This window comes from Flavobacterium sp. GNP002, assembly GCF_054343795.1.
On record NZ_JBTGUW010000001.1, the window covers coordinates 3,140,081 to 3,153,298 of the forward strand.

8 protein-coding genes are annotated in these 13,218 nt (G+C 35.8%); 2 read left to right on the top strand and 6 right to left on the bottom strand.

The genetic code is table 11. The annotated features are described in order from the left end of the window. Window positions 1-20 precede the first annotated feature (20 nt). From ACXX80_RS13595 to ACXX80_RS13620, 6 genes are all read right to left on the bottom strand, one after another. Window positions 21-2,129 carry an alpha-galactosidase gene (locus tag ACXX80_RS13595; RefSeq protein WP_458553659.1) on the bottom strand — a complete coding sequence of 703 codons (2,109 nt, stop codon included), beginning with the start codon at window positions 2,127-2,129 and terminating at the stop codon, window positions 21-23. Between the two features lie 299 nt (window positions 2,130-2,428). Then, window positions 2,429-5,680 carry a glycoside hydrolase family 2 TIM barrel-domain containing protein gene (locus ACXX80_RS13600; RefSeq protein WP_458553660.1) on the bottom strand — a complete coding sequence of 1,084 codons (3,252 nt, stop codon included), beginning with the start codon at window positions 5,678-5,680 and terminating at the stop codon, window positions 2,429-2,431. A 563-nt stretch (window positions 5,681-6,243) separates the two neighbouring features. After that, window positions 6,244-7,917: a sodium/sugar symporter gene (locus ACXX80_RS13605; RefSeq protein ID WP_458553661.1), complete on the bottom strand. Its 1,674-nt coding sequence runs from the start codon at window positions 7,915-7,917 to the stop codon at window positions 6,244-6,246. Window positions 7,918-7,942: 25 nt separating this feature from the next. Beyond that, window positions 7,943-8,992 (bottom strand): UDP-glucose--hexose-1-phosphate uridylyltransferase, encoded by a 1,050-nt coding sequence (locus ACXX80_RS13610; protein ID WP_458553662.1) that lies wholly within the window; start codon window positions 8,990-8,992, stop codon window positions 7,943-7,945. Between the two features lie 6 nt (window positions 8,993-8,998). After that, window positions 8,999-10,165 (bottom strand): galactokinase, encoded by a 1,167-nt coding sequence (galK, locus tag ACXX80_RS13615; protein ID WP_458553663.1) that lies wholly within the window; start codon window positions 10,163-10,165, stop codon window positions 8,999-9,001. A gap of 29 nt (window positions 10,166-10,194) precedes the next feature. Further along, a complete protein-coding gene (locus ACXX80_RS13620) occupies window positions 10,195-11,244 on the bottom strand; it encodes an aldose epimerase family protein (RefSeq protein WP_458553664.1) in 1,050 nt (349 codons plus the stop codon). 104 nt (window positions 11,245-11,348) lie between these two features. Between ACXX80_RS13620 and ACXX80_RS13625 the strand changes: the two genes are divergently transcribed. Together ACXX80_RS13625 and ACXX80_RS13630 are read left to right on the top strand one after the other, a co-directional pair. Beyond that, entirely contained in the window at window positions 11,349-12,347 is a 999-nt protein-coding gene (locus tag ACXX80_RS13625) for a GntR family transcriptional regulator (protein WP_458553665.1), read from the top strand. A gap of 289 nt (window positions 12,348-12,636) precedes the next feature. Further along, the gene (locus tag ACXX80_RS13630; protein WP_417951714.1) at window positions 12,637-13,119 is read left to right on the top strand and encodes a hypothetical protein; all 483 of its coding nucleotides are present in this window, start codon (window positions 12,637-12,639) and stop codon (window positions 13,117-13,119) included. Window positions 13,120-13,218 lie beyond the last annotated feature (99 nt).

The following is a 13,218-nucleotide window of genomic DNA, read 5'->3' on the forward strand; positions in this document are numbered from 1 at the left end:
CCTTGTTTTATAAATTTATTTTACTCCGTTTCATTTATTTCCAATACGGAACTTTTTAAGGATTGTTGCATATACCAATCCAGTCCGACTTTCATTAAATAATCACCACTGAATGTTTGTCCGTTTTGCTTGAATTGGGGTTTGGTTTCATCCATCAAATTTATTTCTTTCACTACATATTTCTTTGCAGGATCCAGCCCTTTCAATTGAAGTTTTGGAAAAATATCTCCATGCTTTGGATGCAACGAAAAAGCAAACAACACTGATTTTTTCTTTGCTTCATCCACATACATCAATGAAGCCGCCAAATTATCGTATGGCGCCACTAATCGATATACTTCACCATAACCAATAACGGCCTGCAAATGTTTATAATTTTGAACAGCTTGTTTACAATAGTTCAATTCGTCATCTTTGAGATGACTTAGCTGAATATCAAAACCAAGTTTACCCATCATGGCCACATCGGTTCTGAATTTAATGGATTGATTGCCCCATGATGTAACATGGGCACAAACTGCCGCCGCCGGAAAGAAATAAGAATACCCCCATTGAATAAAAATACGACTCAGCCCATCAGTGTTATCACTCGGCCAGAACTCCTGCATGTATTTCAGGCCGCCATATTCGGCGCGGCCACCACCACCGCTGCACCACATCATTTCTAGATCGGGATAATTAGCTCTTATTCTTTTTAATACATTATAGAGCCCATTCGCATAATCCACGTACAAATTAGCTTGTTTGCTTTTCAGATAAGGAGAATACACATTGGTCATGTAACGGTTGCAATCCCATTTAATATAAGCAATATTGGGATTCTGCTTCATCAGATTATTAACCACATCAAATACATGCTGCTGCACTTCCGGATTGCTAAGATCCAATACCAATTGTGTGCGTCGTAAATTTTCGTCGCGATTGGATAATTTTAAAACCCAGTCCGGATGTTTTTCATACAGTTCACTTTTAGGGTTCACCATTTCGGGCTCGACCCAAATGCCAAACTTCACCCCTTTTTTCTCAGCTTCTTTCACCAAATATCCGATACCATCAGGCAATTTGGTTTTATTCACGTCCCAATCTCCCAAACCAGCATCGTCATTATTGCGTGGATATTTATTACCAAACCAACCATCATCCAACAAGAACAGATCAACCCCTAACTTTTTGGCATCATCAAAAAGGTTTACCAATTTATTTTGGTCAAAATTAAAATAAGTGGCTTCCCAATTATTTAACAAGGTTTGTCGCTGTTGTTTTCCTTTCCATATTCCATAATTCAAAGCCCAGCTATGAAGATTGCGACTGGCCTGACCTTTTCCTTTTGCAGTATACGTATAAATAAAAGCGGGCGTAGTAAAGGTTTCGTTAGGCTGCAAAGTATAAGTTGAAGCATATGGATTGATGCCAGAATTAATCTGCAACAAATGATCTACATCTTCGCTATAGCGTATGTTTTCAAACAACAAACGATAATTCCCGCTCCATGCCAATGTACCCGCCAAGACTTCACCAGTTTCTTCTTCAGCAGGTTTATTGATAGATAGCATGAACGACGGAAGATCGAAATTGGTCGCTCTTGCACCTAATTTCGACTCGATTGTTTTGATGCCTTCGGGTAATTGCACTTCCTCCATTCGCATTTCATTGGCCCAATCGCCAAAAAAATGGCTTAGCCAATATTTATCCCCTTTTAATTGCAAGGCCGCTGATGAATATTGGTTCAACAGTACCGCCTTTTTTTCTTTGTGCACTATGGTGGTCCATTGTTCCATTACGTCCTCCTTTGCATAAGTTTTAATATGCAGGGTCAATTCAAACGGATAAACGGGATCTTTTAAAATAATATGGGTTGTGCTTACATTATCATCTGTTTTTTCTAGCGTATGCTTTACATATTGTAATTGCAGCGAAGGGTTTCCATCCGCATGCGTTACCTGAATGGCCGGATCTCTTACATAATTTAGACCGCCAGTCGTAAAAGCATCTCCCGCTGGAGTGACCATTTTTTTGTAATCATCCCGAAATAGCAATGATGAACCAAAATATAGCTGTGACAATTGCTTTTTAGTATTCACCCTGTATACCAATGCCGTATTTTTTGTTTGCATAATAATTTCCTCCATAACTGTTTGTGAATGAACAATTAAACAATTGAATACGGATAACAGTATTAAAAAAATATTTCTTATCGTGGTGCTTTTTTGATTTCTTTTAATGCAATCGTCTTCTAATGTTTTCAATATGATATCATGTATTTCATCAATTATTTTTTTGAGGCTATTTTCAGGATATCCGAACAGGCCTTATTACTATAAAACTCCTTTTTTGACTTTATTAAAAATATGTGACTGCCTCCTTATTACTAAAAAACAAAAAGAGGAGAAAATATAGCATTTCCTTCCTCTTTTTTGGTACTAATTTATTATTCAAATTTCATCCAATAGCTGTAGCTGTAATTTTTAAATGGAACTCTGTATTTTTCCATTGGCCAGGCGCCCCAGCTATCCATTCCTTGTAAACCAGTTTGTTGTAAGTCCATGTGCAGGTAGATTTCGTTCCTTTTATTGAGTTCCCCGCTATGGTATTGTTTCTTTTGAGCTTCAGGATCTAAATCATCCAAGTTATAAGGCAAGGCCGAAAAACTCAATAAATTATCTACAAATGCAAATTGTATTTTTCTTCCCTTTGTATTACTGAAACTTACCCAGCGCACTTCTGTTTTGTTACCACTTTCTTGAGGTCTGGCATAGGGATAATATTGTTCCCCAACCGATTGTTTGAATTGACCGATGAAAGCATTTGTTTTTCTGTCCCAATAATTCTCACCCGGACCACGACCATACCAATTGATTGTATTGAAATTTTTATTGATAACCAAATCGTTTCCTGCTCTCAACAATAAAGGATTTTCCCCTTTGATGGCAGTAAATTCATTATCAACTTTTATGCTTCCATCGCCGTAAACCGTAAATAGTTGTTGGTGAGAAGCTTCTCCGTCAACCAATTTCGTTATAAATTTTACCAGTACTGAAGCGTCAGTATTCTTTGAAACAAGAGCTTGCATTTCGGTACCATTATCATACGCATTTCTCCATTTTCTTAAGCTCGTATTAAATCCGGCACCTACGTCATTGTCTGTTGGAGCTCTCCAAAATGAAGGTTTTGGCCCTTGATCTATAAACTGCTCGCCTTGGACACTATAACTTGACAAAATTCCTTTTTTCAAATCAAAAATAACTTCAAATTTGTCTCCTGAAATAGTACACTGTTCTTTCGTCTCTTTTAATTGCAAAACTTTTTTTGAACTCGGTGTAAAAACAGTTGCCGGAAGTGTTTTCAATATCAACTGCTCAACAGCGATTTCATATTGTTTAGGTAAGAAAGGCTCTTCGGTTTTTAGAGAATAATACACATTCAACTGGTATTCTTTATCAGTTTTTTGAACCGTTTTGATGGCCATTTTAAATTCCTTTTCAGATTGTGGCTCTAATGAAATTGTATGAATGATACCGTTCTCTTTGGCAATTCCATTCTCCATTAATACCCAACGCATCATCACATTATCCAGGTTTTTAAAGAAAAAACCGTTTTTAACTGTGATAGTGTTGTTTCCAACGAATTTTGTTTTAATGTTTTGGTGCGCTTTTTTCACTTCCAAAGCCATTGGTGTAATTTCACGGTATGCCGTAACCACTCCTTTTACACAGAAGTTGTTATCGCTTAAATTTTCGTCAACTGGCCCTTCTAATGGAAAATCTCCACCGTACGCCTTAATTCGTTTGCCGTTCTTAACCGTATCAATAGATTGGTCAATCCATTCCCAAATAAATCCTCCTTGTAGTTTAGGGTTGTTTTCTACAACATCCCAATAATCTTGGAAATTCCCCAAACTATTCCCCATAATGTGGGCATATTCACTTTGGATATTTGGTATTCTGGCGTCACTTTTTGAATATTTCAACAAATCATCCGGAGACATATATTGCGGACAAAAAATCTCTGAATAATGAGTATCATTCGGTTTCTCATAATTAATGTCCCTTTCATACTGAATTGGCAAAGTCGTTTCCTTTCTCAACCAATCGTATGCTGCATAAAAATTAGTTCCATCACCCGCTTCGTTTCCTAAAGACCAAGTCACCACACTTGCATGATTTTTGTCTCTTTCATACATGCGTTGAATACGTTGCAGATGTGATTCTTTCCACAGCGGATTGTTAGCCAGTGTTACATCTAAATCATATCCCAAACCATGTGATTCAATATTAGCTTCATCAACAACATACAAACCAAATTCGTCGCAAAGTTCCATCCAATATGGATCCGGCGGATAATGCGAATGACGAACGGCATTGACATTCAGTTTCTTCATCATCTCCATGTCCTTTCTCATATCTTCCTTGCTGAGCGTGTGTCCGTTTGTAGGATGATGCTCATGTCGGTTAACCCCTTTTATGAAAACCCGTTTACCATTAACTAAAAAATCAGTTCCTTTAATTTCAATTTTTTTGAAACCAATACGAAGTGGCACTACTTCCTTCACTACTCCTTTAGCATCTTTTAAAGTAATGTACAAACGATACAAATAAGGCGTTTCCGCGGTCCATTTTTGGACGTTTTTTATAGTGGTTTGAAATTCAACATTCGTTTTATACTTTCCTAATATGGTTTTAAAATCCTTAGTTTTGTCTTGATAAATAACATTTCCTTTGGCATCTTCCAAGCTTACTTCAACCGTTAGGCTGTCTTTTTTGCTGTATAATCCTTTTTCGGTTTTGTAACTGGTGATTTCTGTATTAATACTAAGTAATCCATTGGTATACGTATCATCGAGTGTGCTGATAATTTTTGTGTCGCGGATATTCAATTTCTCAGTGGCATATAAAAAAACATCTCTTTCAATCCCTGAAAAACGGAACATATCCTGACACTCTAAATAACTGGCGTCACTCCAACGGTATACTTGAAAAGCGATTAAATTCTCCCCAGCTTTGACAAATTTTGTAATGTCAAATTCGGCGGCCAACTTACTATCTTCACTATACCCTACTTTCTTTCCGTTTACCCACACAAACAGACACGATTTTGCGTTACCTACATGAATAAAAACCTGTTTCCCTTTCCAATTGGCAGGCAAATTAATTTTTTTGCGATAAGAACCTACGGGATTGTTATTAGCAGGAATATCGAATGGCGGATTCATTTTTGCATAACGCAAATTATGACCGGCAAAATCATACGGCTGGTTCACATAAATTGGTAAACCATAACCATTCACTTCCCAACTGGCTGGTATGCGAAAATCCGTCCATTTGGTATCATCGTAAGCAAGTTCGAAAAAATTTTGAGGACGCTGGTTCGGGTCTTGTACCCAATTAAATTTCCAACTCCCGTTTAATGAAAAAAAGTTAGCCGACTTTTCCCTGTCGTATTGTTTAGCTTTATCCATATTTTCGAAACCAAAAGCGCTATTTCGCATTGGCATTCGATTCAAGGAAACAATTTCAGGATTTTGCAGTTCGGCAGGCAGCTGCGCAAAAATATTTACTGATACTAACAAGACAACAATCGCCATTCTTGTTTTCTTCATGTTCCCAAAAATGGTGATTCCTTTCGATTTCTGTAGCTTCCTACTTTTGCTCCACATTGTTTTCATCATTATAATTATATCCATTTTAGTTTTATGTATTAAGGCAATTCATGCCGCTTCTCTTTTCATTTATTACATTATCCAAATCTTCTTAGACTATATTAATATTTGTAAATAATCTATAATATTTAACCCTTTTTTTTCCTAATTGTGTCTGACTTCTTAAAAACTCAGTTCACGTAAACTTTTGATTTCATTTTTACAAATTCAAAAATATAACAGTTATTCTATAATATATACCAGTACCTACCAGTTTTTTTATAGCATGTGTAAAAAATCACCCAATTAAAAAGAATCCCGAAATACTGTTTCTTTTTAATTTTAAGCTAAAGCCGAAGCCACTAAAAGCTTAATACTATCAGTCAAACCATTGGCAATTCATGTATTGCAAAAATCAAAACGACATAGTTTATATTATTTACCCCGCAAAAGATAAACACTATAAGCTATGCCGTTTTTGTAATCCAAAAATAAATTTGAGATGTGATGCGGGACATTACAAACCAATCCTTTTTTATTAAAAAAATGACAAAAAAAGAAACGTAATACTTCTATTAAAAAAAATCCCACCTGCGTAAAATTATTTCTTACCAGAAAAAAGTATACAAAGCAGCTAGGACAGCAACTACAATCAAAGACCCTACAGTAAATCCTGGCGAAACTTTAAACATAGATTTATCGACATCCAAGCCATTTGTTTTAACGCCTCTTTGTGTTTCATAAATACTTATCACATACATTCCAATGACACATATCAAAAACACAAATCCCATACGATCCATGAATGGAATTTCATAAACACCTTCTGCATTTGGCACTGAAAAGCCCATGCCATTTAGAAATGACAAATCAACAATATGAGGCATGAATTTGAACACTATCGACATTAAGAAACCGCCAATCATAGCAAACATGGCTGCATTAGATGTAGTTTTTTTCCAAAAGAATCCTAAAATAAACATGGCAAAAACACCAGGACTTACAAAACCGGTATATTCTTGAATGTATTGAAAACCTCCTTTTTTGTCAATTCCTAAAAAGGGAGCTACAATAACGGCAATAATCATAGCCGCAATAATGGTCATTTTCCCAATGTTTACTAATTTTTGTTCACTTGCTTCAACGTTTAATTTTTTCTTATAAACATCTAAAGTAAAAATAGTAGCGATACTATTCGCTTTTCCTGCCAATGAAGCAACAATAGCCGCGGTCAAAGCGGCAAATGAAAGCCCTTTTAATCCTGTAGGTAACAAATTCAACAATACTGGATAAGCACGATCAGGATTCAAGCTTCCATCTTGTAATAATTCTGTCTGAAAACTTCCATTTTGATAAAGAACATAAGCAGCAATACCCGGTAATACTACAATAATTGGCATTAATAATTTTAAGAATGCAGCAAACAAAATACCACTTCTGGCCGTTTTTAAATCTGCTCCAAGAGCTCGCTGTGTTATATACTGATTACAACCCCAGTAATTAAAATTCATAATTAACATCCCTCCTATTAATACGGATAATCCGGGAAGATCCATATAATTCGGATTTGATTTATCAAAAATCATGTGAAAATGTCCATCGGCTTTTTCAGTCATTAAATTAAATCCGTTGATCACTCCAGTAGTTCCGAATTTTTCAGAAACCAAATTAAGTGCCAAATAAGTAGTTGCCAGACCTCCTAAAATCAAGAAAAACACTTGAACAACATCAGTATACCCAATTACTTTCATTCCTCCAAGGGTAATCATCACAGCAAAAAGAGCCAAAAAAACCATACAAAGGGTGATGTTTAAACCTGAAATACTACTCACGGCAAGTGCACCTAAATAGAGAATAGATGTTAAATTGACCAATACGTAAAGTAACAACCAGAAAACAGCCATAATCATAGCAACATTACCATTGTAACGCTGGTTTAAGTATTGTGGCATGGTCGAAATTTTATTTTTCAGGTACACCGGCATAAAAAATATTGCTACAAAAACCAAGGTTAATGCTGCCATCCATTCATAAGTTGCAATGGCCAGTCCTAATTTAAAACCACTCCCACTCATTCCTATAAATTGCTCGGCACTAATATTACTGGCAATCAAAGAGGCGCCAATTGCCCACCATGTTAGCGAGCCTTCAGCAAGAAAATATTCTTTACTACTGGCTTGCTCTTTCTTTTTTCGGTTGTAAATCCACAATCCATAACCAACAATGGTTATGAAATAGAGAAAAAAAACAATATAATCATTGGTTGACAATGTTTTATGCATAATTTCGGTTTAAAAGTTAATTGATTTATTTGTTTTTATAATGCGTATCTGAAATCGCTTTCAATATCGAAGCACTCTTCTCGGGGGTAATATCCCTTTGTGATTCGCCAAGCATTTCGTAACCCACCATGAATTTTTTTACCGTGGCAGAACGCAACAAAGGCGGATAAAAGTGCATATGAAATTGCCATTCCGGATGCGATTCCCCATCGGTTGGAGTTTGGTGAATTCCTGACGAATACGGGAATGATGTCTCGAAAAGATTATCGTATTTAGTAGTCAATTGTTTCAAAATCGTTGAGAAAGCAGTTGTTTCGTCCAAAGTGAAATCGGTAATTTTCCCAAAATGGCGCTTACTGATGATCATCGCCTCGTAAGGCCAAATAGCCCAAAAAGGAACGAGCGCCACAAAATGATCGTTCTCGATAACAATTCGTTCATCCAGCTTTAATTCCTCTTGCAAATAATCCTGCAACAGATTGCTTTGGTGTAAATCGTAATAGGTTTTCAGGTTGTTTTGCGTTTTCTCTACTTCGGTAGGCAAGGACGATTGCGCCCAAATTTGACCGTGCGGATGTGGATTGCTACATCCCATGACGCTACCTTTATTTTCAAAAATCTGGACATAATTGATATAATCAATCTTGCCTAAATCAATGTATTCTTTTTGCCAAGTCTGGATTATATTCTTAATGCCATCTACCGTCATTTCGGGCAACGTAAGGTTGTGCTTTGGCGAAAAGCAAACCACTCTTGAAATCCCTCTCTCTGGTTGTGCTTTGAAAAAAGTCTCCTTAATACTGTCCTCAAAAAGAATTTCCTCCGTCTTTAGCGCGGCGAAATCATTTTCGAAAACAAAACTATTTTCATACTCAGGATTCGTCATGCCATTGGCCCGAATATTTCCTGGACACAAATAACAAGTGGGGTCATATTCAGGCAATGCGTCAGAAGCTACCGTTTCGTTTTGGCCTTGCCAAGGTCGTTTGGCACGATGCGGAGAAACCAAAACCCATTCGTTGATTAATGGATTGTAGCGTCTGTGCGGATCTTCGTTGATATCGAAATTTTTCATTTTTAATTATAGGATATAAAGTGATGTCCCGTTTCCGATTTTTACATCATAATTTTTTAATTCTATTCCAAATGCACAACGGTACAGTTTCGAAAGTCTATTTTTGAGATCCTCTTCATGTCCCTTTTTTACCAAATTAATGGTGCAACCGCCAAAACCGCCTCCCATTAGTCGGGATCCAATCACGGCCTCTTCATTCTTAACAGCGTCAACCAGAAAATCCAATTCATCACAACTCACTTCATATTCTTTAGATAATCCTTGATGCGTTTCGAACATAAGCTGCCCTAAAACTTCAATTTTTCCATTATCCAGCGCTTCACAGGCTTTGGCAACACGACCAATTTCTTGTACCACAAAATGGCTTCTTTTGAAGACCTCTTCACTCATCTGGTCTTTCACACTCAAAACCTGACTTTCGTTACAGTCCCTAAAACTGCCAACCTCAGGGAAATTGCTTTTGATAATCGCAAGTCCTTCTTCGCACTCTTCCCTCCTTTTGTTGTAAGCCGAAGTAAACAAAGAATGCTTCACATTGCTGTCAAATAAGATCAGGGAATAATCCTTGAAATCTGCATCGTGGTATTCGAATTCCAACGTTCGGCAATCGATTTTTATCACTTTGTTTTCTCGTCCCAAAACACTCGAAAACTGATCCATTATACCGCAATTGATTCCCACCCAATGCTCCGATTTTTGCCCCATCAAGGCAATATCAATTGATTTTATATTCAAATGGAACAGTTCGTTTATGCCATATAAAAAACCACATTCTAAGGCTGCCGATGAGGACAATCCAGAACCAACGGGAATATTGCTGCTAAAAACGCAATTAAAACCTTCAAAAACAAACCCATTAATTTTCAACTGGTTGATAACACCACGGAGATAATTTGTCCAAACCTTTTCATTCAACTCAACAACAGCTGCAAGATCTATTTCAAACTCATCATCAAGATCTACCGCGATTATTCTGGATTGGTTAGAGTTGTTTTTTTCGAAAGCAAAACAGATAATTTTGTCGATAGCCGCAGGCAAAACATAACCGTCATTATAATCGATATGTTCCCCAATAATATTGATTCTCCCTGGAGACAGCACTACTTTTTCTGGAGCCAAACCAAATTTTTCTTGAAAATGACTTATCGTTTTTTGTATTAAAATATCATTCATTATTTAGTAATTGTAAGAGCATTCTTTTTTTAAGAAATTTCAAATTTATATCTGGTCTTATGACAATACGTTTCTCCTGTTTTTAGGACTGCATCCGGGAAATGCGCTTGATTAGGAGCGTCTGGGAAATTTTGTGTTTCAAAACAGATTCCACTCGACGAATGGTACAACACTTTTTCTTTCCCGAGTATAGTTCCGCAATTCCCTCCAACATAAATATGAACCGCAGGTTGATCCGTATAAACAGTCATTTTCAGCTTGTTTTCTGGGCTAAAAAGTGATGCCACCACGTCGTTTTCTTTATTTAAAACAAAAGTGGTGTCAATTGTGGCGGGGCATTTTTTGGGTAATGAAAAATCAAAAGGAGAATCGGCCAAATCCAAAAACACGCCCGTTGGAATATTCTCTGTTGTTTTCTCCAATACTTTATCGGAGCTAACTGCCATTTCCTGGCTCAACACCTCCGAATGGTGTCCGTTGAGATTAAAATAACTGTGATGTGTCAAATTCACAATAGTATCTGCTGTCGTTGTTGCGCTATATTCAATAATCAACTCGTTCTCCTCAGACAAGGTATAAATTAATTCCACAGACAGATTTCCCGGGTAATTTTCTTCCCCATCTGGGCTAAGATAGGTCAAGGTTATGGATGGATTTTCTCCATAATTTACGTTTTTCGCCTTCCAAACTACTTGGCTAAAGCCAATAGTACCTCCGTGAAGCGAATGCTTATTGTTGTTTTTATTAAGATGGAATATTTTATCATTTAAGCTAAAAGTCCCATCGCCAATTCTTCCGGCAAATCTTCCGGCAGTTGCTCCCAGATAAGGTGCACTTTCTAAATCGAATGATTTTAGGTAGGCTTCTAAATTGTCAAAGCCCAAAACGACATCTACAACTCCGCCATTTTTCAGAGGAATTTTTAACGAACTAACCGTAGCGCCATAATTGATAACTTCTAATTTGATTCCGTTTTTATTGGAAATTTGGTAAGCGAAAATTGCTTCGCCATCCGGCATTAAACCAAATAATTTTGTTTCGGAATTGGTAATAAAATGGGATTCTTGTTTTATTTTCATTGTTTTATTAAGAAAAATGAAATTCAAAATTATACTAAATTTCAAAAAAAATATACCAGTACCTACCAGTTTTTTGTAACTTGCACAAAAATCATTTCTTATTTATGAAAATCATTTCTATTCAAAATAATCTTGGCATACCCAAATATAGGCAAATTGTTTTATCAATCGAGAAGGCTATTGAAAATGAAAAACTGATAAAAGGGGAGCGACTTCCCTCGATAAACAAACTCTGTTTGGAATTTTCATTATCTCGAGACACCGTTTTACAAGCGTATGAGGAGTTGAAAAAAAGAGGCATCATCTATGCCATTCTTGGCAAGGGCTATTACGTAAAGAGCGTAGAGGTAACCATAAAACAAAAAATATTCCTGTTGTTTGATGAATTGAACAGTTTCAAAGAAGATATTTACAATTCGTTTTTAAAGAACACCAGAAAGGATGTTCAGGTAGACATTTATTTTCACCACTTTAACATCGAAATGTTTAGAAAATTAATTACGGAAAGCAACGGCAACTACACCAAATACATTATAATGCCAACCAATTTAGCCGATGCCGCTTCAATCATTAAAACCCTACCGGTAAACGAGGTGTTTATATTGGATCAAACTAATCCCGAATTGGAATCCTTCCCTGCGGTCTATCAAAACCACAAGAAAGACATTTATGAAGCGCTGGTAAAAGGCAAATCCCATTTAAATAAATATGAGAAACTGATCTTGATTTTTCCTGGATTTCGCGAACCGTTAGGAATGAAGGAAGGCTTTATCAATTTCTGTCACGATTTCTCTTTCGAATATCAGGTAATTACGGAATTTGGCGATAGAGAAATCACAATTGGCGAAGTGTACATTATTCCGAACGACAGGGATTTGGTGGCCGTCATAGAAAAATCAAAACTTCAAAATTTGAAATTGGGGAACGATTACGGAATTATCTCCTACAACGAAACCCCATTGAAAAAAGTGGTAGAAAACGGAATAACAACCATTTCGACAAATTTTGTGGCCATGGGAAAGATTTTATCCCAAATGATTTTGAAAGGAAAAAAAGAACAAATAGAAAACAAAAGCGCTTTACTCATTAGAAATTCTTTGTAATAGATTGAAATTAGTTTTTTTCTATATTAGTAATACAATTAACATTCAAAGTTTATAACTATTTTTTTCAACAACTCCCATGAGTTATGTTATCTTGACAAGGATACTTTGTTTTGTTTTGCGATAGTTTGCTTTAAATTGTACCATAATTGTACCATTGAAGTTTAAAACTCCATTAAAGTAAAGAAAGTTATTTTCTGTATAAGAAAGTAAATTCAAAAAATAATTTTAAATATAAAGCATTATTTTGACTATATTAGTGATAATTAATAACTATAAAATTTATACTATGAAAACTTCTCTTCTTTTTAGTCTATTATTTGCTTGTATAGGATTCCAAAGTTGTAAAAAAAATCAAAACGAAGAAGTCGATAAGGCTAAACAAATCCAAGCTGAAAAACCAATAAGTGTCCAATGCTTTAAAGCGCTATATGAGCAAGATACTATTGAATTAAAAATGAATACTTTAAAAAATGGAAAAATAACCGGGGATATGGTAATGAAATTTTTCAATACAGAAAAAAAAGTTGGGAAAATCGCTGGAGAATTCAGTGGAGATACATTATTTGCCAGCTACACCTTCATTCAGGGCGATAATAAAAAAGTAACATTTAAAAACCCAATGGCATTTTTAAAGCGAGGTGACCAACTTATTTTAGGCAATGGAAAAATGCAAACAACCATGGGAGCCACTTATTTTGTCAAAGACTCACCTATAGATTTTGAAAGTGTAAAGTTTAAATTCTCAGCTGTAGAGTGTGTAACTGAATAATTAACACTTTGATTCTAGCGATACTCTTTTTGATATTAACCTAAAATCAAATATTTATAAACCTTAAATAGACTTCTTTTTTATTAATTTTTAAAGGCA

Bases quoted from the DNA above. Each gene is read 5' to 3' on its own strand.
- ACXX80_RS13595 (WP_458553659.1), bottom strand. From the start codon at position 2,129: ATGGAGGAAATTATTATGCAAACAAAAAATACGGCATTGGTATACAGG.
- ACXX80_RS13600 (WP_458553660.1), bottom strand. From the start codon at position 5,680: ATGGATATAATTATAATGATGAAAACAATGTGGAGCAAAAGTAGGAAG.
- ACXX80_RS13625 (WP_458553665.1), top strand. From the start codon at position 11,349: ATGAAAATCATTTCTATTCAAAATAATCTTGGCATACCCAAATATAGG.
- galK (WP_458553663.1), bottom strand. From the start codon at position 10,165: ATGAATGATATTTTAATACAAAAAACGATAAGTCATTTTCAAGAAAAA.
- ACXX80_RS13605 (WP_458553661.1), bottom strand. From the start codon at position 7,917: ATGCATAAAACATTGTCAACCAATGATTATATTGTTTTTTTTCTCTAT.
- ACXX80_RS13620 (WP_458553664.1), bottom strand. From the start codon at position 11,244: ATGAAAATAAAACAAGAATCCCATTTTATTACCAATTCCGAAACAAAA.
- ACXX80_RS13610 (WP_458553662.1), bottom strand. From the start codon at position 8,992: ATGAAAAATTTCGATATCAACGAAGATCCGCACAGACGCTACAATCCA.
- ACXX80_RS13630 (WP_417951714.1), top strand. From the start codon at position 12,637: ATGAAAACTTCTCTTCTTTTTAGTCTATTATTTGCTTGTATAGGATTC.